Here is a 19,801-nt window from a genome sequence, read left to right as displayed (position 1 = left end):
CATGGCACAGCCGCGCTGAACTCGGCCTTTACCGAAAATTAGGCTGCTGCCGGTTAAACCCGGCCGACAAGGTTTCGTGTCTATGGATTGGGGTCGTCCAAATGCGGGTGCTGGCGATAGCGTCACAGAAGGGTGGATCTGGCAAAACCACCCTGTCCGGTCATATGGCCGTACAGGCGGAGCGGGCCGGTGCCGGCCCGGTCGTTCTGATCGATATCGATCCGCAGGGGTCATTGGCCGATTGGTGGAACGAGCGCGAAAACGATGCCCCCGCCTTTGCGCAGACCACGGTCGCGCGCCTGGCCGCCGATCTGGAGGCGCTGCGGCAACAGGGTTTCCGCCTGGCCGTAATCGACACGCCGCCCGCCATCACCGTCGCGATCCAGAGCGTTCTTTCCGTCGCCGAGCTGATCGTCATACCGACCCGGCCCAGCCCACACGATCTGCGGGCGGCGGGGGCCACCGTCGATCTGTGCGAGCGCGCCGGAAAGCCCCTGATCTTTGTCATCAATGCCGCGACCCCGCGCGCGAAAATCACATATGAGGCTGCCGTCGCCTTGTCTCAGCATGGCACGCTTGCACCGGTCACGCTGCATCAGCGGACCGATTATGCAGCCTCCATGATCGACGGCCGCACCGTCATGGAGATCGATCCAAACTGCAAATCCGCTCTCGAGATCCAGGAACTCTGGTCCTACGTCGCCGACAGGCTGGAACGGAACTTCCGGCGCACCGTGTTCAATGTTCCGGGCCAGCCGATGGTCGGCGCTGTCGCGACTTCGCATCCGCGCGCCGCCGGGGGCTTTGGCCGCAAGGCCGCATTTTAGGGGGCGGGAACGATGATGACACCGGAAGCATCCTTCGGATCCCTGTCGGGCAGCCTGCTTGCACGAAAGGGCGGCGCCAGGCCCGCAATGCGCCCCCAGGCGTATCGGTTCAACCAGGGCGACAGAACCGCCGCCGAGGACGATTGCGGGTGGAACGATATGGGAGGCGCACACATGCTGACGCCCGAACAAAGAGAAACACTACTTCCTTCGGCAGACGGGCGGGGCGCGCAGCCGCAGGCAACGCCTGAGCCCGCGCAGATGCGCGCTAGCGCCGATGATATTGCTCAGCCGGGCAGGGAGGAACATGCTGCTCCCGTCGCATCGCACCATGGCGCACCGGCGCAGGATTTTGCCGAGGATGAGCAGGCGCTGGCGGAACAGTCGGCGTTTCTCGCGCGGCTGGCACGGGAAAGCGAACCCGACGATGCGCTCAGCATTCCGGAACCCGCGCGCCGGGAGCGGCCGCCCGTCACGCGCGCGGCTCCGGGGTCGAAGGCGAAATCGGCCTTCACATTGCGGCTGGACGGCCCGCAGCATCTGCGTCTGCGCTTGGCCACGGCCTTTGCGCACAAAAGCGCGCAAAAGCTCGTGGCTCAGGCGGTCGATGAATATCTAAGCAAGCATTTTCCTGATCTTCCCGCATGATGCTTATTCAGAGCTTCAAGGAGCATAACATGCCAAGCATTGGAGCAAGGCTATTTGCGACGACTGCCATCGCCCTGGCCGGACTGGCTGTCGGCGCCTGCCAAAGCATGCAGCAGAATGAAGCCGCATCACTGGAAAACGCGGTTCATACCAAGGCGCTGATTGAGGAAGTTGCCAGTCGGGCGGAACGTGGCGGCGAACGCCTTGCAGAGAGGGCTGAGCAGGCGCGGCGGGCCGGCGATCTCGATCTCGCCGTAAACCTAGCCGAAAATGCGGTCGCTTTTGACACGGAGGATGAAGAGGCGCGGCGCACGCTTGCCACCAGCTACTTCGCCGCAGGACGGTTGCAAAGCGCCGCAGAGGCCTATGCCGACCTGATCGCGATGAACCCCGCCTCCGATACTTACAAATTCGGCGCGGCGCTCACGGCGCTCGCTGGCGGTGATACCGCGCGGGCACATGTCCTGCTTGGCGAACTTGCGGCTCAGCCGGCGTTGGCGGGCGACGTGGGCCTTGCCTATGTTCTGCTGGGTGAGATGCACCGTGGCAAATCCCTGCTGGAGTCGGCGGTTCGTTCTGGCACGTCGACATCGCAAACCCGGCAGAATCTTGCGCTGGCGCAGGCTCTGTCGGGTGACTGGAGCCTTGCCCGGGTGACGGCGGGAATCGATCTGCCACCTGCACAGGTGGACCAGCGCGTCGCCGAATGGGCCGCGCTCTCCATCAGTGAGGATACGGCCTGGCGGACAGCAATGCTGCTAAAGCTGAATCCGGTATTCGGCGATCCGGGCCGCCCGGAGGCCCTGGCGTGGATACCGCCTGCAGACCCTTCTTCCGTGCAAACGGCATCTGCCGCGACCGAAAGCGCCGAAGGGGACATGCAATTTTCTCCAGCGCCTTTATCTGTCGATGCGGCTCGCGAAAGCGCCATGCCCAGGATCGACAAGGTGGACGTTCCTGTCCCGACTCAGCAGTCCGCACGCATGTCCACGGCACCGACAGCGCCGAAAGAGTCGCAAAACGAAGACATTTCGTCACAAGCGAAGTCTGAACCTCAACCCTTGGCAGAAATTGAAAAGGTCTCGCAAATTTCGACGGCTCCAGAGACTTTGCCAAAGGCAGGTCAGGGATCTTGGCTAGTTCAATTGGGCGCTTATGATCGTCCGCAGGGCCTCACTCAAAACTGGAAGGCGCTGAAGATTCGCAATGAGTTTCTATCGAATTACCAGCCGATCCAGTCGAAAGCGGACGTCGAGGGGCGTACCTATTACCGGCTCTCCGTAGGGCGTTTCGACAATTGCGACGATGCCGGGATCCTGTGCGATGCGGTAAAAGCCGCAGGGGGCAATTGCTTTGTACGGAAAAGCAAGAATAATGCGTAAAACATTGATTTAACGTCTCTCGGAAACTCTAATAATCCGTTGAAACCCTGATCGCGACACTGCTGCCGCCAAAGCTGGCGACGCGGCCCAAAAGTGAGAAAGCGCGCGTCAGAGCGAATTCGATCTGCGTGGCGGATACCCCTTCCGTGTCTGTCGACACTTCGACATAGGTCCGCCTTCCCAGATATTCGCCGGCGGCGACACCGGTCCCCCGGCCTGTCTGCGCGTCGGCAGCGCTGATGCGCAGGCGATCGATGCCGATGGCACGCCGGACGGCGCCGATCGGATCCAGCGCGCTGGTACCGCCATTTTGCAACGCCGCCACCGCTCCGGCCAATTGCAACGCCTCCGGGGCGGAAAGATTTGGGATCGACGTTCCAAACAATACCCGGGCGAGGATTTCATCCTCCGGCAGGGCGGGGACGGAGGACAGCGTAACCTCCGGCTGGCTGGAAAGACCGCGGATGGCGATTTGCGCGGTCAAACCCTCCACGCGCGCTTCCGCCCGAATGTTCAGGACAGGATCAGGCGGGTAGGCGCCGCCAAAGCGGACCTCTCCGCTTGTCAGCTCGAACCGTCGTCCGGCAAAATCATAATCGCCCCGCAACAGTCTGGCAGTGCCTGTCAGGCGCGGTTCCGTGACGGGCCCGCCCAGGCGCAGTGCGGAGGACCATTCGCTATCAAGGCCAAGTCCTCTGACATAAAGCCGGTTATTGGCGGTCGTCTGCACGTCGAGCTGCCATGTGGTGTCGGCGCGCGCTTGGGGCGGGGCTCGAACGAGATCCGAATTAACCTCGCGGACCTTCAGGACGGGGATCTGTTCGCTCAGTTCGCGCCCGGCCGTATAGCTTGCGCGATCCACATTAAGATCGCCAGCAATTCGGGCGCCTTCTTCCGGACTGCTTTTGATCGTGATGGGGCCGGTCACGCGCGTTTCCAGCGTATCGATATCGACCAGCGTGGTGTCCTGCGTCTGCAACCGGACGTCGATGGGGAAACCGCGCGACAGCGACAGATCGACGGTTCCGGAACCTGTCACCGTTCCCCCCTTTCGGTCGCGGCCAGAAAATTGATCCAGAACCAGGCGCGATCCGTCAAAGCGCCCCTCCAGAACGATATCCTCGATCACGGTTCCGCTGGCGACGCTTTCAAAGCCGAGCCGGCGTGACCGCAGCGCGCCCTGCAGATCAGGTTCGCCGACAGTGCCGCCAATATCGATACGTGCGGCAAGTGGGCCGCCCACGCCGATCGTGTCGATACCTGCCAGCGGCCAGATCGCCTCGGCGGGTCCGCGAAAGCGCAATTGGGCAGAGACGGGCGCTCTCGCAATCCGCTGCAGGACCGGGTCGGCCGCCGCGCCCGGGATCGACGGCAGACGTGCCTGAAAGCGCCCCATGGGTCGTCCGTCCTGCTTGAACGCTGCACGGATGGCGGCGCTGTCCTCGTCGATGACCGCGATCATCGCGATGTCGACGGGCTGGGCCAGAATGCCGGTCTGGCGGGTGAAATCATTGATTTCGAAGGTTGCACGCCCGCGCGGCAGCGTTCCCGGCGCAAAGCGGACTCGCACCTCTCCGGTGGCGATGCCTGACAGCGGAATGTCGGGTAGTGCCAGCTGCAGCACCTCCAGGCCTGCCCGCCGGAACGTCGCGTTCAGCACCGCTTCGCCGTTTATACTACCCTCGATCGTGGCATCGCCGCGGGGAAGGTCCAGCGTGACGGGTGCCAGGCTCCAGCCGCCGCCTTCCCTGCGGGTGATGCGCGCAGGGGATTCGAGACTGATTGGTGCGCCACCGACATCGCCGTCGGCCAGCACGGCAATCCTGTCGCTCGCCATTTCCGCGTTCATGTTGAGGGCAAAGGATGTGCCGCGCCTGCCTTCTACCTTGCCGCTGATCCTGCCGCCGCCTTCCGCCAGATCGAACTTCCCTTGCGCGCTGGACAGGGTCAGCGCGCCAAATCGCAGACCGGCAAGATCGAAGCGTCCGTCCGTGCGATTGCCGTCGGGCGTAATCAACAAATTGGCCAGCACGCTGCCGCGCCTTATCCCGACCGACGGGTCCAGGTCGAAGCTGGCCGCCTTCGCACCTGCGGCGATGACGATGCGCTGATTATCGTCGACCTCGGAAAATCTTGCGGTTCCGTCGACACCGGAACCCGAAATTGCCAAGGTTCCGGTAACCGGTACGCCGTCCGTCGGCGTCAGCACGCCGCTTGCCTTCACCCCCGCCAGTTCGATGTCTTGCAGCAGATAGCGAATTTGACCTGGCCTGGTGTCGATCGCGCCCGTTGCCGTCAGCGGTCCAAGAATGGTGCTGCCGCGCGCCGTGAAATCATATTGGTCGGGGGCAGGAATGAAGGTGCCGGAGATGTTCGAGATGGGCAGCCCCAGGCTGTAATTGTCCACCACGACGTCGGCGCGCGGCCTGCCGATGTCGCCGTTCAGCGTGACCGCCAGATCGCCGAACCGCTCCTGCACGCCGCGTCCGCTGAATTCGATCTGCTGCCCCAGACGGTAATATCCCGATCCCCGCATCGACAGCTCGGGCGCCCTGACGACGACTTGCGACAGGGCGATGGTTCCGTCCGGGGTTCTGACGATGTTCGCTTCCCCGCGCGGCAGGCCACCAAAGACGAAGCGGAGAAATTCATTGTCCAGCCGGGTCAGCCGCGCGTTGACGGGGCCGGAGATACGCAATTTTCGCGGCTGTGCGGGATCCGGCTGCAGGCGAAGGCGTCCATCGACCGCTGCCACCCCCAGGCCCGGCACCTGATAAGCTGGCAGGTTCATCTTTGTACGCACGTCAAAGCGCCCGGTTTGCAGGTCCAGTGCGAAATTTGCGGTCGCGGACAGCATGCGTGTCGTCGCCTTCGTGCCGCTGCCACGCACCACCAGGTCGTCCAGGGTTAGCGGGCCGCTGATCCGCGCGCGCTCGCTCAGCTGTTCGACCAGGTCGCCCGCACCTCTCAACCGGTCGAAGCGGGCATCCAGCGTGAAGTCGGCGAGTGAATCGCTGCCGTGGACGCGGCCCGTTGTGGTAAGTTGGTCCACGCGCTGATCGCCCAGCGCGGCCCAATCGGCGCTCAACTCATAGCCCACCTCCGGTCCCGTCAGTGGTCCTTCCGCTGACACTTGCATCCAGATATCTCGACCTGTCAGCGTCCTGATCAGCGCGGGGGGATCCAGAAGGGCGATGCGCGCCTGCGCATCAAACAAATTCCCAAGCTGTCTGTCGGTCGCGCCGCGCGCGTCCAGGCTAAAGCTGTCCGCCCGCGCCTGCAGGATGAACGGAATGCGCTCTTCATTCGCTGCCGCGCTGGCGTCAATGCGAACGCCATTGGGCGCCATCCGTTCGACCATTCCGCCTGCCAACAGCGCGGGGTTGATCTGGCCGGTCACCCGAAAACGACCGTCGACGGCATCAACGCCCAGACTGGCGATCCTGCCCGCACCTTCATTGCCATCCCCGCTTGCATTCAGCAGTTGCGCGACAAGCGTACCACGCCAGTGCGACCAGCGGCCCTTCCCATCCACGTTCAGGAGCAGGCCTCGGCCAAGGCCGGTCATATCGTCCAGCACTCCGCCGGGGGGCGCGCGAACCTGCCCTTCCAAGACGAACCTGTCGGCATCCGGCACCGCATCAAGCAAAAATTGCACATGATCGCCGCCCGTGGGGCTCGTCGCGGCCAAGGCCACGCGCGCACGATCGTTCTTGGTCAGCAAATTGCCGTTGAGCGACAGGCGATGTGACTCTCCCGCCACCGCCTCCGCCAGGACAAGATTTTGGACGTGGACGCGGTCGACGTCGATATCGAAATCGGGCAGCAGCGGCCCGTCCTCTTCGCCGGGGCGCAGTTCGGGAATTCTCAGAAGATCGACGCGCGCAGCGCTGGCTTCGTCAATGTCGAGAATATTGTCGAACAGAAAGCGCCGCGGATGCCAGTCGAGCCGGATGCGAGGGCTCGTCAGAAATATCCCCTGCGGGTCACTCAGTTTCAAATCGTGGATGATCAGGTCGCCATAGATGGAACCCTCCAGGCGCCCGACCTCCACGCGCAGGCCGCTTTCGGGGGCGATCCGGTACAATTGGCGGGCCAGGACGTTGCGACCCGCCTGCGTATCCGCAAGCAGCAGCAGGAGGATCCCCAGCAGCACCAGGGCGAAGGCCGACAGGGCCGCCCAGCCAAAGATCGCGCGCGCCCGCATCAAAACGCCTGACCTATAGAGACATAGACCGCGACACGCGCTTCACCGGGCCGGCGGTTGATCGGTGTCGCAATGTCCGCGCGGACGGGGCCGAAGCGGGTGAAATAGCGTGCGCCGATGCCGATGCCATAGCGCAGGCTGTCGAACGTCGGCGCGGCGCCGGTATAAACCTGCCCCGCGTCGACAAAGGCGACGGCACCCAGATCACCGAAGCGGTAACGCCCCTCGATGCTTGCCTCGACCTTGCTGCGCCCGCCCAGGGGGTCACGGTCCGCATCGCTGGGGCCGACATTCTGAAACCCATATCCGCGCACCGACGCGCCACCCCCGGCATAGAAGCGGCGGGACGGCGCGATGTTACGCCGATTGGAACCGAGGATACTGCCCACCAGTCCGCGCAGGGCAATGACGGTGCTGTCATCCTCTGTCAGCGGCAAATAGGTAGAGGCGGCGACTTCTGCCCGGCTATAGAAGAAGGATCCGCCCTCGAAAGAAACTTCGGGACTCAGTCGGCCCAGCAGGCGAACGCCCTCTGTGGGGTTCAGCAGATCGTTGCTTGCATCAAAGGAAAGCTGCGCCGGGAACGCTGCGATATAATAGGTTCGAAGCGCCGCCGGTACGCCGACAATGGCCGACCGATCGCGTTCCTGTGCCAGTACGAGCTCCGGCCCCAGCCGATAGGTCCAGCGCTTCTGCCAGATCAGGTTCGTTTCCCGCTCATAGAAGCCGGACAGCGCAAATCCGCGGCTGTAAAACGCATCGCGGTCCTGCTGAAATGCCGCGATGCGGCCGCCAAGGGCGACGTCGCGCGCTTTATAATTGGACCGCACGAAGTCGATTGCCGCCAGCCGTTCCTGCGTGCCGACCACCAGGCTGCCGGTCAGGGCGCCCTCCGGTCGCACGAAGTTCCTGTGTTGCCAGCTTCCTTCGATACGAAAGCCATCCTCGGTGTCATAGGCGATCTGCGCCGCCAGTGTGCGTGGCGGCGAGGGGCTCAGCGCGACATTCAACTCAACCTCGGTCTCACCTTCGGGCAGCGTGTCGCCCCGCACAGGCGTGATATCCGCACTGCCGACCAGTCCGGTGGCAATCAAAGCGCGGCGAAGATCGTCGATTTCCTCGGCATTATAGACATCGCCGCGCTTGAACCGGGTCAGGCGGGCAACGTGACGGGCACCAAATGGCGGATCGTCCCCCGATACGACGATGTCGCCGAACCTGCCCCGCGGTCCCGGGTCCACCGCCAGATCCATCGATGCCAGCCTGGTTTCGTGGTCGATGACGATTTCCGGCTCCGCAACCTCGGCGAATGGGTAGCCTTCCCGGGGAAGGCGCAGGTTCAGTTCGGTGACGGCGGCCAGCACCTCCTCTGCCTGCACGGGGTCGCCCTCGGCAATGTCCAGCCCCTGTGCGTCTACCTCGCCGAAACGGTAGAGCGGGCCGGTATCGACCTCAAAAACGACTGATCGGCGGTTGGGCTCGCCTTCGGGAATGGTTACCCGCACGTCGACCAGCGGGTCGTAATATCCTTCCGCACGCAATAATTGCATCAGGACGTCACGGTCCACCCGCACGCGGCGGTTCAGTTCGGCCAGCGACGGGACCACATCGCCTTCGCCCGCCACCAGCAGTGAAAGATCGCGGAACTCGGCCGCGAACGGCAATTGCGAAAGCGATGCGCGCGACAGTTGATAGCGCAGCGGTGCCGCATCTGCCGTCAGGGCCTCTACGTCCTCATCCTCTTCCTCCAGCTCTCCGAACAGGCTGCGCCAGTCGGCTTCGATCTCTGGAATAGGGGGCAAGGGCGTGCGTCGGGGCGTGGCTTCCTGCGCCCACACTCCGGTGGTGCCCGATAGGGCAAGGGCAAGGATGCTGAGCCGGACGCGCATGCCAACGCCCCTAACGCTCTCTTGTCTGCACGAAAGCTGAATTTCGTCGATATGAGCGGTCGCCGCGCCCGGCGGCGGCGGGCCGGTGCCGCTCAGCCCTGCTGTTGCCGCGTATTATCGGTTTCCTCTTGTTCCTGCGCTTGCGGTACGCCGACCGTTCTACGTTTCGGCGGCGTGACTTCCTCGGCGTCGCGGGGCTCATCATTGGGGCGCTCGGGAACGAAGGACGGCCTTTCGATGCTCGCCGTCGCGCTTCGCAACTTGTTCGACCAGGTACGGGACAGGCGGGTAAAATATTTATCGCCCTCCTCGATCGTATGTTCGATCGGCTTCGACCCTTCGTGATCGCGCAGCATGACCATGTCGATCGGTAGTCCGACCGCCAGGTTCGACCGCATGGTGGAATCAAAGCTGATCAGGCCGATCTTCGTCGCCTCGTTCATGCTGGTATCGTAACTGAGCGCGCGGTCCAGGATCGGCTTGCCATACTTGATTTCGCCTACCTGAAGAAACGGGTTCTCCGGGCGGCATTCGATGGCGTTTCCGGCATCGTAGATGCGGAATAGCTTGATCGGTTCCCGCCCCACACGGCCCCCCAGCAATATCGATGCTCCAGAGCGGATGCCGTCCTTTTTCAGCGCGTCACGAACCTCGTTGCGGCTGCGATACAGGGCCTGTCCCACCAGTTGCGTTATTCGAAAAATGTTCGGCTGATTATCGATGGTGGCACGTTCTTCGTCGCCCTTCTCCATCTCCAGACCCTCGTCCAGACGCGACAGTGCAGCCTGCGTTACGGACAGGCTGCCGGCCGTGCATATCGCAACGAAGCGGTCCGGCCGGTCATAAATATGCAGCTTGCGATAAACGCTGATATTATCGACGCCTGCATTGGTGCGGCTATCCGCCATCATCACCAGCCCGGCGTCGACCCGCATCCCTACGCAATATGTCATGAAAGCCCTTCGCGAACTATTGTTGTTGCGACTGACTCATAGCGCCCATCGTCTGCTTTTGCGACTGTCGAAGGGGGGTGGCGCCTGTTCTGGCGATAACATCCAGCGTTTCCATGCCTCCGCCCGTTCGGGTTCCAACGATGGGGGCCGCCTGCCGGTAATCCATGCCTGCCGCTATCCGCACATAATGTTCGTCGGTCGAAATTCCGTGTGCGGGATCGAAGCTGACCCAGCCCAGACCGTTCACATGTGCCTCCGCCCAGGCATGCGACGCGCTTTGATCGTTCATCCCATCCTGACGAAACAAATGTCCCGAAATATAGCGTGCCGGTATCCCCAGGGAGCGGCAGGCTGCGCAGAACAGATGCGCCAGATCCTGGCATACGCCTTTCTGCCGCTCGAATGCCTCGATGGCGCTGGTGGTGACATCTGTCGCGCCCGTTTCGAAGGTCATCCGTTCATATATTGCGGCAAGCAGCTTGTGCGTCTGGGACAGTTGATTGCTGGTCCCTGATGTCACGTCTTTCGCAAATTCAGTGATGACGGCGTTGGGTTTGGTCAGATCGGTGGTCTGTAAATAAACGAGCGCGGGCAGGGGGTCGGCCAGTCCCGCCGTCACGCCGCTGGTATTTTCGCAGTCGACCGTACCGCCCGCCGTGATTGTCAGCTCATCTGGCACATCATCGACGGTCAGTAGATGCACGATATTACCATGCGCATCTCGCTTCGACCGCAACCTGGCATCGCAGTTCAGGTCGACCGACCATTTCCCCACGTTCTGCCCCTCAAAGCTTTCGGGTGTCAGACGCAGCAACTGCATCACCCGCTTGGGGCGCAGGCTGTAACGATAGGTGGTGATATGGCTGACCGTGATGCGCATCAGAACGAAAATTGCTCCCCGATCTGTCGGCTTAGCCGGTTATTGTCGTTGATGAAGGATTGCAGGAATTCGTGCAGCCCCTTCTTGTAGATCTCGTCCACGTCCGTGCGCCTCAGGTCCATCAGGATTGATTTTGCCAGGCGATCTGCAGGGCCGACCCGTCCGTGCGCCGCGCGCAGATCCTGCAGATATTCGTTGGTGATCTCCATGCAGTGGCACAAGCTACGCGGCAGGTCTTCACGCAGGATCAGCAGGTCGGCGATCAGCCAGGGTTTCAGGTTCTGGCGATAGATGTGACGATATGCGGTCACCGCGCTGACCGACCTTAACACGGCGGTCCATTGCGCCTGATCCAGTGCGCCGCCAACCGCCTCTCCCTCAGGCAGCAGCGTGTGGTATTTCACGTCCAGCAGGCGCGCGGTATTGTCGGCGCGCTCCACCAGCGTTCCCAGCCGGATGAACCAGAAATTCTCTCCGCGAACCAGGGTCCGCCAAATGGCCCCTTCAAAGTTGCGGACCTCCTGTTTCACCCGGTCGACCAAGTTCACCATGTCCACCGGCCGGCCCTTCTGGCTGATGCGCTCGGACAATTCGATATACCCCTGGTTCAGGGTTTCGAACGCCTCCCGCGTCAGGGCTGCACGGACGATGCGCGCATCGTTACGCGCCTTCATGACGCAGGAACGGATCGAACTGGGATTATCGGGATCCAGCGCTAGGAACTGCGTCACGGCATCCCGATTTGGCGGCACATCCTTCGCGTCGAACAGCTCGGCAGTGCCGGAGGATTTTACCGCGCTTGCCCAGCCGGAATTCTTGTCCGGTTGTGGCAGCGTTTCAAAGCGATAGGCAGCCTCCATCAGACGCGCCATGAAGTCGGCGCGCTCGACATGACGGCCAAGCCAGAACAGGGATGAGGCAGAACGGCTAAGCATCAGTCTGCAAGCACCCAGCTGTCCTTGGTGCCGCCACCTTGTGAGGAATTTACCACCAGCGATCCCTCTTTTAATGCAACCCGCGTCAGACCGCCGGGAACCACACAGGTTTTTTCCGCGCCCGACACCACGAATGCGCGCAGATCGACGTGGCGTTCGGCAATCTGCGAACTGACGACCGTGGGGCAGGTGGAAAGCGACAGGGTCGGTTGCGCGATATAACCGTCGGGATCGTCCTTGATGCGCTCGGCAAATTCGTCGATCTCCGCCCGCGTGGCTGCAGGACCGATCAACATGCCATATCCTCCCGACGCATCGACGCGCTTGACGACCAGTTCCGACAGATTGTCGAGCGTATATTTGAGCGCATCCGGCTCGCGGCAACGATAGGTCTCGACGTTCTTCAACGCCGCCGCCTCACCGGTATAAAATTCGACGATTTCGGGGACATAGGAATAGATCGCCTTGTCATCCGCCACGCCGGTGCCGGGGGCGTTGACGATGGTGACATTGCCGCATTCATAGGCATCCATCAGGCCCGCGATCCCCAGAATGGAATCGGGGCGGAAAGCCAGCGGGTCCAGATAGTCGTCGTCGATCCGGCGATAGATCACATCGACCCGTTGCGGTCCCTCGGTCGTGCGCATGTACATGCAGCCATTATCGGCGAACAGATCCGACCCTTCGACCAGCTCGATGCCCAGACGGTCGGCGAGGAAACTGTGCTCATAATAGGCGCTGTTCAGCGAACCCGGCGTCAGGACAACGGCGGTCGGCTCTCCCCGTGCAGATTTGGGTGCGACGGCGCGGATCATGTCCTGCAGATAGTCGATATAGATGTCGACCGGCCGGATGCGGTGTTCCTGGAACAGGGCGGGAAACAGGCGCAGCATCGCCTCCCGGTTCTCCAGCATATAGGCAACGCCCGACGGAGTGCGGAGATTGTCTTCCAGCACAAAGAAATCGTCCTTGGTACGGACCATGTCGATGCCGCTGATATGGGAATAGATGCCGCCCGGCGGTTTGATCTGCGTCATGGCCGGCTGAAATTGCGGATTGGCCAGCACCAGTTCCGGCGGGATGATGCCCGCCTTCAATATTTCCCGCGGCCCGTAAATATCGGCCAGGAACATTTGCAGGGCATTGATGCGCTGCACAATGCCGGCTTCCAGATCGGAAAATTCGCTGGCGGAAACGATGCGTGGCAACACGTCGAAGGGGATGATCTTTTCATCGCCCTGATTGCTGCCATAGACGGCAAAGGTAATTCCCATGCGCCGAAAGGCGAGCTCAGCGGCGCCATGCCGCTTGGCCAGTTCCTCGACAGACATTTCGCTCAGCCATTCGGACAAACCGGCATAGGGCGCGCGGACTTCGCCGCTGGTCCCATACATCTCACTGAAATTTTCTTGCAATGGCATCGCTATATCAAGCGCTGCGCAGCTACAAAGTTCCGCAGCGCAGCAAAATGAACGTCACGCATTGTTCCGTTGAAGAACAACCGACAAGTTGTTTGCAGGCATTTCAACGACATCTTCCAGTGTCAGCCCCTTCGCTTTTGCCAGCGTCACCACGTCGTCCAGTCGGCGTATGCCCCAGTCGGGGTTTCTCATCTTCAGACTTTCATCGAAAGCAAGATTCGACGGCGCGGTCGCAACGCCGTCCCGCAAGAAAGGGCCATACAGATAAAGATGACCGCCCCCTGCCAGATTCCGGGACGCGCCCTCCATCAAGCCAATGGTCGCCGACCATGGCGAGATGTGGATCATGTTGATGCACAGGATCGCCTCGACGCTTTCTGACGGCCAGCCACCGCTCGCCGCATCCAGCAGGGTCGGCGCGGCGAGATTGTCCAGTTTCTCCGCCGCGCGGTATGCCGCGATGGAGGCAAGCGACTCCTCGTCCCGGTCGGTCGGCAGCCACTGCAGGTGCGGAAACCGGCGCGCGAAATAGACGGCATGTTCGCCTGACCCCTCGGCCACCATCAGAACCCGGCCGCCATCTGGCAGGAATCCCTCCAAAACATCGGCGATCGGCTGCCGGTTGCGAAGCGCCGCTGGGGAAGACCGCAGCGCTACAGATTCCTGATCATTTGTCATGCCGATCGCCCTTGCTGTAGTTCGGTCCCTTTATCCCATTAAGGAGATTAAGGGTGAGCGTAACGCTTTGGTTCAATCCCCGTTGCGGTACCGCGCGCACGGTGCGCCAGTGGCTGGACGATAATGGGCACGAATATGTGCTGCGGGAATATCTGAAGGAACCGCCCAGCCGAGAAGAAATCGCGGGCGTACTGGCAAACGGCGACATGCAGCCAACGGACCTGTTCCGCTCGAAGGAGGCGCTGGCACAGGACCTCGGTTTGCGAGGGTCGGACGATCAGGACGCGATTCTCGACGCGATGGCCGCAAATCCCGTGCTGATCAATCGCCCCATTGTCATAGACGGTGACCGCGCCCGCCTTTGCCGTCCGGCCAGCGAGGTTGAGAGCTTCCTCGCCTAGCCTTCATCCTCGAAGTCGCGGACATGCTGGATCAGGCTGTCCATTTCACGGTCGGACAGCACGCCCTCCCACGGCGGCATCATCGGCGATTGTCCGACCGCGCTGCCGCCGCCGATCAGCACCTGCTTCAGGGCCTCGTCGCTGCGCCATTTGTGGTAATTCGGATCCGTGAAGTCGGGGACATAGGCGCCCAGTTCCTGTGAATCGGGACCATCGCCTCTGCCTTCTGCACCGTGGCAACGGGCGCAGTTCGTACCCCACAGGCTGTTGACCTGCGCGGGGCTCAGCGGTGCGGTGGCGGGGGCGGCATTCTCCGCGACGCGAGCCTCTTCCGCGGCGGCTTCGCCCTCATCGCTGTCGGATGAAACCAGCTTTGCGACCATTCCGGTCGGCTGGTCATTGTCGCCCATGACGGTGATCAGGATATTGCCGTCGGGTGCCTGGATCAGGCTGGTCGGGCCGCGTTGTGCGACATTCTTGGCGCGCGCCAGCACATCGACCGTCTCAACGGTTTCCGCATCCAGCGGCAGTGTGAAGACCTCCCCGGAATAATTGTCGAGGAAGACATAATGTCCATCCGCCTCTGCCACGACAGACCCGTGATAGGGCGATCCGCCGATCACGGAGCGCAGGAATGCCGTGTGCTTATATGTGTAGACCGGTGGATGTTCGGTGCCGATGATTGTCTCGGGCTTCGTTTTGCCGTCCTGAACTTCCCGGCCTTCAATATAGGGGAACTGGTAATTGCCGCCTTTTTCAATGCGGTTTACCTCCTCCCACACAGTAGAGCCGACTTCGCCCGCCCATAATTCGCCGGTTTCGCTGTCAAATCCGATGCGGAAGGGGTTGCGCAGGCCCAGTGCCCAGAATTCCTCCATCGCATCGGGCGTGCCGACGAAGGGATTGTCGACAGGGACGTAATAATTTGCGCTGCTGCCGTTTTCGGGCTGGCGGCTGATCGGCTTCGAAATCGTGCCACCCTGCATGTCGACATCGATGCGGAAAATGCCGCCCTTGAACCCGCAATCGATGCGCTGATGGCAACTGGCGTCGGATGCTTCGCCCAGCGCCAGATACAGCATGCCGTCGGGGCCGAATTCCACCGACCCGCCATTATGATAGCCATCTGCGTTCCGCTCCTGCGCGATCAGCGGCAGGCGCGTCGCGCGGCGCTCCTCCTCTGTCGACGGGGACATGTCGTAACGCTCCAGGCGGTTGGTTTGCCCATCGGCGCGGAATTCGGTGTAATAGACATACAGAAAGGCGCTGTTTTCGCTGTCGGTGCCGAATTGCGGGTGCAGGTCGAATCCCAGCGCGCCGTTTTCCATTTCCACGTCGCCCACGGCGGCGCGCAGGTCCAGCAGCAGCGTCTTGTTCATTCCGCTGGGATAATCGGTGCGATACAGTCGCCCGTTCCGCTCCAGCACATACATTGTCGATGGGTCGCTGTCGGCGAACTGCACCATGATGGGCGTTTCAAACCGGGTGTCACCGACCGCATTGACCAGCGTGTAGGGCAGATCGCTGGCGGAATTGGCCGACACGCGCAGATTCGTGACAGCAGCGGCAAAATCGCGGTCGGTCGTGAATTTGTACGCCATCACGACCGGGGTCAGCGCGAATGTGACCACCAGCCATGCCCAGGGCGATTTCAGCAGGGTAAAGATATTGATGAACGCCGCGCCGAACGCCTTCGGCGCGCTCTCCACCTTCCGCGCATGACGCACGATCGCAAAGGCGATCAGCAGGAACAGGACACTGAATATGGTCGCGTCGAGAAGTAGTTCCGGCGAAAAGTTCACACCGGTAAGTAGGAACAGGTACAGCGATGCGGCGATAATGCCCGTCAGAAAGGCGTATAGCTCCTTCGCGAACCGTCGCGCGCTGGCAAATATGTCCCAGCCATTGATGAATCGATTGGCGATGAATGCCAGCAGGACGGCGACAAAAACGCTAAGGATGACGGTACGCATGTCCGCCGCGCCGAACACGACCTCCGGCAGGTGCAACAGCGCCTTTGGAATGATTCTGACCGATTGCGCCATTTCCGCGCCCAGGCGAACGCCGAGGGTGACGAGCAGCATTTGAAGTGCCAATATTGCAGCGCGTTTCGCCATGAAGCGATCCTCTTTCCTCTACCGTCGCCGGGCCATAGCGCGCCCATAGGCGAACCTCACTACAAAAGGAATAATGATGACCGTGCGTTTTGCCATTGCAGCGGCGACGCTGCTTGCTGCACCCGCTTTTGCCCAACCGGATGTCGTGGTGTCCGCCGCACGGACGGCACCACCCGCGCCCAGCGCGACGGTTCTGGAACGGGGGTATCTGGCGGCGATAAATACACCCAGCCTGACCGATACGCTTTCGCGCGCGTCCGGCGTCCGCGCCTTTCGCAAGGGCGGACTTGGCGGCAGCACCTATCTGGCCCTTCGTGGTGGCGAACCGAATTTCACTGCCGTCCTTCTCGAAGGGGCACTGGTGACAGATCCCACCAACACACAGGGGGGTGGCTTCGACCTTTCCCAGCTCTCGCCGCATCTTGTGGAGCAAGTCGCGATTGTGCCCGGTGCCTTGTCCGCCGTGCAGGGTGCCGAGGCGCTGTCGGGCGTCGTTGACATACGCTTGCGTTCACCTGGGGAAACATTGGCCGGCGATCTGTCCGCCGACTTCGACACTGATGGTGGCAGCGATCTGGCCGGCACGCTGTCCGTGCCGATCGGTGATGGCGGAATTCTTCTTGGTGCCAATCGCTATGACCGGTTCAGCGAGAAACAGCAGTCAGGCCTCGAAAGGACGCAATTCATCGGCCGGGCAACGGCGTCGGCAGGGCCGGTCGCACTGGGCGCGACGGCGCTGCGCAGCGATCATGACCGCTCTGCATTTCCAGAAGACAGCGGCGGCGTTCTCCTCGCTGCAAATCGCGAGCGAGAGCAGCGGGAGGGCAGCTTTACATTGATGGCTGTCGATGCCGTGGCAACCAAAGGCGCTCTGCGTCCGGAATTGCGTGCCAGCTGGTCGCGGACGGATGCGCAGATCGACACGCCGGCGATCTTTGCCGGCGTGTTCGATGCCGTTCCGGCGCTGACCAGCGACACGCGATTCGACCGTTACCAGGCCGATGCCGCGATCAGGTGGGATGCTGGCCAGATCCTTTCCGTTGCGGCTGGCGCGGGCTTTGTCCGGGAAACGGGCGACAGCGAAGGCATGGTGGATTTCGGCATGATGGTGCCCACCGCCTTCGATATTTCACGGGAACGCGTCGGCGTCTTTGCGGAGGCCACGACTGTCCCCGTCGAGCGGCTTGCGCTGACTGGCAGTGTGCGCATGGACGATCCCGAGGATCTGTCCGCCGAATGGACCTTCCGTACCGCCGCGGAATGGCAGCTTGCCCTGGCGGGGCCATCGGTTTTCGCCTCCTATGCTGAGGGCTACAGGCTCCCCAGCCTCTTCGCGCTGGCCTATCCATTGCTGGCGAATCCCGACCTGCGGCCAGAGCGCAGCCGGACCTGGGAAGCGGGCATCAGCCAGATGGTGGGAACCCGCAGCCGTGTCACGCTGACCTATTTCGACACGCGCTATACCGACTTGATCGATTTCGACCCCGCACAGTTCACCAACGTCAACCGGGCAGGGGTCGATACGCGCGGCACAGAGGCAAAGGCCGATATCTATCTGGGGCCATGGTCGATCCGGGGGACCGTGTCCTGGCTGGACGTCGATGTGCCGCCGGGAACGCCGTCTCTACGCAGCCGTCCGGAATGGCAGGGCAGCCTGTATGTCTCGCGGGCATGGCAGAACGGCGTGAACCTTGCCCTTTCCCTCCTGGGTGCATCCGACAGCGTGGATTCCTCAATCCCGACGGGCGTCACGGAATTGGGCGGCTTCGTCACCGTCGACGCGGCGGCAGAGGTGCCCGTCACCGACAGCCTGTTCGTTCGCGCGCAGCTGCGCAATCTGTTCGACGAAACCTATCAGGAAAGTGCCGGCGTCCCCGCGCTCGGCATAACCGCCAGCATTGGCGCCGGGGTCAGGTTCTGACCGGTCGATTCGCGGTCCTCAACAAAGCTGCTCCTGCCGCCATGTAGGGAAGCGGACACGAGCCTTGCAGGGAAGCGGACACCAACCGCACAGATTGGTGTCCGTCTTGCCACAGGCTAGAAGAAATCGTCACGAACTGATGAAATTTGTTTGAAAAATAGGATTTCGGACGACACCATTTCATTGGTTTTACTCGTCGCGGTGGATCATCGGTCAGGTCACGCGCCGGGTCAGCGTCCGCCGCGCCCGCGCGCGCGCTGAGTGTGCACTTTGTCCGGTTTGCGGAACCGCACAGGGGCTGTCCACTTCGCCATACGGGGCTGGAAACGCCCGGATTTGGCGGTTCCGGCTTTCTAGCTCTTGCGGCTTAGCCGTTCGTAAACAGGCACGTAATTCTGAACGGTGCGATCCCAGTTTCGATTTGCCGCAACCCAATTCTTCGCCGTCCGAATACGGCCCGGCCATATGTCCCGGTTCGCGAACAGGTGGATCAGGGCGTCGGCTGCCGCGTCGCTGCTGCCCGCGCGGAACAGGGTGCCGGTCACGCCGTCCTCGATCAGTTCGCGATGGCCACCCACGTCCGACGCGGCGACCATCTTTTCCTGCGCCATGGCCTCCAGCGGCTTCAGCGGGGTAACCAGTTCCGTCAGGCGCATCGGCTTGCGCGGATAGGCCAGCACGTCGACCAGCGAATAATAGCGGTCGACTTCATTATGCGGCACCCGGCCGGTGAAAATGACGCGGTCCGGCTCTGGCAGTGCGGCGGCCTGCGCCCTCAGCGCGTCCTCCCGTGGTCCGCCGCCGACCAGCAGCAGGCGGGCTTTGGGGCAGGCGGCTGTCAGTCGGGGCACGGCGGCGATCAGGTCGTCCAGTCCTTCATAATCGTAAAAGGAACCAAGGAACCCAACAACATCCGCATCCGCCAATCCCAATTCTGCGGCAAGCGCATGGTCCTTTGGAACGGGCGTCCCGAACTGCTCCAGGTCGACGGCATTGGGAACGGTAAACAGCTTGGCGGGATCGATGCCGCGACCCTTAAGGTCGTGCAGCAGCCCCTCGCAGATCGCGCCGACCGCATCTGCCTGTCGGCAGGCACTGGTTTCCATGGCCTTTGTCATGCGAAACTTGAAATCGCCCTCCGTGCCGGTGCCATTGCCGACCGCTGCATCCTCCCAGAAGGCGCGGATTTCATAGACCAGCGGCAGGCGCGCTGCGCGGGCGGCCTTCTGGGCACCCAGAAAGGTCAGAACCGGGGAATGGCAATGAACGATGTCCGGACGCTCCTGGCGGATCAACTGGGCGACCCTTTTGCCGGTCGCGTTCAGTTCACCCAGCAGGGGGAGCCGTCCAGCGGTGGGCGAGCGGTAGAATGTCAGCCCCTCGGCGGTCTCCGGGTCCGGCCCCGACCCTGTATGGCGCGGCGTCGTGACCATGATGGGGTGCCAGCCAAGCCGCTTCTGCCCCTCGACCAGCGCCCGTGTGCGAAAGGAATAGCCACTGTGAAGCGGCAGCGAGTGGTCAAGGACATGCAGGATTTTCACT

Annotated in this window: 14 protein-coding genes; 5 read left to right on the top strand and 9 right to left on the bottom strand. The window is 62.2% G+C overall.

Translation table 11 applies throughout. The features are described from left to right. Positions 1-101 precede the first annotated feature (101 nt). Genes ACSMXM_RS06135 through ACSMXM_RS06125 form a run of 3 tightly spaced genes read left to right on the top strand, consistent with a single transcriptional unit; the run spans position 102 to position 2,857 of the window. Positions 102-827, top strand: coding sequence for an AAA family ATPase (locus ACSMXM_RS06135; protein ID WP_460314897.1), 726 nt, complete (start codon positions 102-104; stop codon positions 825-827). A gap of 12 nt (positions 828-839) precedes the next feature. After that, positions 840-1,475, top strand: coding sequence for a hypothetical protein (locus ACSMXM_RS06130; RefSeq protein ID WP_460314895.1), 636 nt, complete (start codon positions 840-842; stop codon positions 1,473-1,475). Positions 1,476-1,504: 29 nt separating this feature from the next. Continuing rightward, entirely contained in the window at positions 1,505-2,857 is a 1,353-nt protein-coding gene (locus tag ACSMXM_RS06125; protein WP_460314893.1) for an SPOR domain-containing protein, read from the top strand. 28 nt (positions 2,858-2,885) lie between these two features. Here ACSMXM_RS06125 and ACSMXM_RS06120 read toward each other — a convergent pair whose 3' ends face one another. The 7 genes from ACSMXM_RS06120 to ACSMXM_RS06090 all read right to left on the bottom strand — a co-directional run bounded on the left by ACSMXM_RS06120 (position 2,886) and on the right by ACSMXM_RS06090 (position 13,820). Continuing rightward, positions 2,886-7,064 carry a translocation/assembly module TamB domain-containing protein gene (locus ACSMXM_RS06120; protein WP_460314891.1) on the bottom strand — a complete coding sequence of 1,393 codons (4,179 nt, stop codon included), beginning with the start codon at positions 7,062-7,064 and terminating at the stop codon, positions 2,886-2,888. After that, on the bottom strand, positions 7,064-8,953 hold the full coding sequence (locus tag ACSMXM_RS06115; RefSeq protein WP_460314889.1) for an autotransporter assembly complex protein TamA: 1,890 nt from the start codon (positions 8,951-8,953) through the stop codon (positions 7,064-7,066). The genes ACSMXM_RS06120 and ACSMXM_RS06115 overlap by 1 nt, the downstream gene beginning before the upstream one ends. A 92-nt stretch (positions 8,954-9,045) precedes the next feature. Beyond that, positions 9,046-9,906 (bottom strand): peptidase, encoded by an 861-nt coding sequence (locus ACSMXM_RS06110; RefSeq protein ID WP_460314887.1) that lies wholly within the window; start codon positions 9,904-9,906, stop codon positions 9,046-9,048. Positions 9,907-9,922: 16 nt separating this feature from the next. Further along, the gene (locus tag ACSMXM_RS06105) at positions 9,923-10,786 is read right to left on the bottom strand and encodes a transglutaminase family protein (protein WP_460314885.1); all 864 of its coding nucleotides are present in this window, start codon (positions 10,784-10,786) and stop codon (positions 9,923-9,925) included. Further along, positions 10,786-11,721, bottom strand: a complete 936-nt coding sequence (locus tag ACSMXM_RS06100; protein ID WP_460314884.1) for an alpha-E domain-containing protein — start codon at positions 11,719-11,721, stop codon at positions 10,786-10,788. The genes ACSMXM_RS06105 and ACSMXM_RS06100 overlap by 1 nt, the downstream gene beginning before the upstream one ends. Continuing rightward, on the bottom strand, positions 11,721-13,142 hold the full coding sequence (locus ACSMXM_RS06095) for a circularly permuted type 2 ATP-grasp protein (protein WP_460314882.1): 1,422 nt from the start codon (positions 13,140-13,142) through the stop codon (positions 11,721-11,723). The genes ACSMXM_RS06100 and ACSMXM_RS06095 overlap by 1 nt, the downstream gene beginning before the upstream one ends. A 54-nt stretch (positions 13,143-13,196) precedes the next feature. Continuing rightward, positions 13,197-13,820 carry a DUF938 domain-containing protein gene (locus ACSMXM_RS06090; RefSeq protein ID WP_460314880.1) on the bottom strand — a complete coding sequence of 208 codons (624 nt, stop codon included), beginning with the start codon at positions 13,818-13,820 and terminating at the stop codon, positions 13,197-13,199. A 53-nt stretch (positions 13,821-13,873) separates the two neighbouring features. Between ACSMXM_RS06090 and ACSMXM_RS06085 the strand changes: the two genes are divergently transcribed. Next, positions 13,874-14,221: an arsenate reductase family protein gene (locus ACSMXM_RS06085; protein ID WP_460314878.1), complete on the top strand. Its 348-nt coding sequence runs from the start codon at positions 13,874-13,876 to the stop codon at positions 14,219-14,221. Here ACSMXM_RS06085 and ACSMXM_RS06080 read toward each other — a convergent pair. Further along, entirely contained in the window at positions 14,218-16,338 is a 2,121-nt protein-coding gene (locus tag ACSMXM_RS06080) for a PQQ-dependent sugar dehydrogenase (protein WP_460314876.1), read from the bottom strand. The two genes, ACSMXM_RS06085 and ACSMXM_RS06080, sit on opposite strands and share 4 nt — an antisense overlap. Before the next feature lie 76 nt (positions 16,339-16,414). Between ACSMXM_RS06080 and ACSMXM_RS06075 the strand changes: the two genes are divergently transcribed. Beyond that, positions 16,415-18,259 carry a TonB-dependent receptor plug domain-containing protein gene (locus tag ACSMXM_RS06075; protein ID WP_460314874.1) on the top strand — a complete coding sequence of 615 codons (1,845 nt, stop codon included), beginning with the start codon at positions 16,415-16,417 and terminating at the stop codon, positions 18,257-18,259. Positions 18,260-18,612: 353 nt separating this feature from the next. On the opposite strand, the gene ACSMXM_RS06070 is transcribed toward ACSMXM_RS06075, so the two are convergent. Further along, complete coding sequence (locus ACSMXM_RS06070) at positions 18,613-19,800, bottom strand: TIGR04063 family PEP-CTERM/XrtA system glycosyltransferase (protein WP_460314872.1); 1,188 nt, start codon at positions 19,798-19,800, stop codon at positions 18,613-18,615. Between the last annotated feature and the right edge of the window lies 1 nt (position 19,801).

It is taken from the genome of Pacificimonas sp. ICDLI1SI03, assembly GCF_054740865.1.
This window is presented reverse-complemented; position numbering and strand designations above follow the sequence as displayed.

Bases quoted from the DNA above. Each gene is read 5' to 3' on its own strand.
- ACSMXM_RS06130 (WP_460314895.1), top strand. From the start codon at position 840: ATGATGACACCGGAAGCATCCTTCGGATCCCTGTCGGGCAGCCTGCTT.
- ACSMXM_RS06100 (WP_460314884.1), bottom strand. From the start codon at position 11,721: ATGCTTAGCCGTTCTGCCTCATCCCTGTTCTGGCTTGGCCGTCATGTC.
- ACSMXM_RS06120 (WP_460314891.1), bottom strand. From the start codon at position 7,064: ATGCGGGCGCGCGCGATCTTTGGCTGGGCGGCCCTGTCGGCCTTCGCC.
- ACSMXM_RS06095 (WP_460314882.1), bottom strand. From the start codon at position 13,142: ATGCCATTGCAAGAAAATTTCAGTGAGATGTATGGGACCAGCGGCGAA.
- ACSMXM_RS06090 (WP_460314880.1), bottom strand. From the start codon at position 13,820: ATGACAAATGATCAGGAATCTGTAGCGCTGCGGTCTTCCCCAGCGGCG.
- ACSMXM_RS06115 (WP_460314889.1), bottom strand. From the start codon at position 8,953: ATGCGCGTCCGGCTCAGCATCCTTGCCCTTGCCCTATCGGGCACCACC.
- ACSMXM_RS06135 (WP_460314897.1), top strand. From the start codon at position 102: ATGCGGGTGCTGGCGATAGCGTCACAGAAGGGTGGATCTGGCAAAACC.
- ACSMXM_RS06075 (WP_460314874.1), top strand. From the start codon at position 16,415: ATGACCGTGCGTTTTGCCATTGCAGCGGCGACGCTGCTTGCTGCACCC.
- ACSMXM_RS06125 (WP_460314893.1), top strand. From the start codon at position 1,505: ATGCCAAGCATTGGAGCAAGGCTATTTGCGACGACTGCCATCGCCCTG.
- ACSMXM_RS06105 (WP_460314885.1), bottom strand. From the start codon at position 10,786: ATGCGCATCACGGTCAGCCATATCACCACCTATCGTTACAGCCTGCGC.
- ACSMXM_RS06110 (WP_460314887.1), bottom strand. From the start codon at position 9,906: ATGACATATTGCGTAGGGATGCGGGTCGACGCCGGGCTGGTGATGATG.
- ACSMXM_RS06080 (WP_460314876.1), bottom strand. From the start codon at position 16,338: ATGGCGAAACGCGCTGCAATATTGGCACTTCAAATGCTGCTCGTCACC.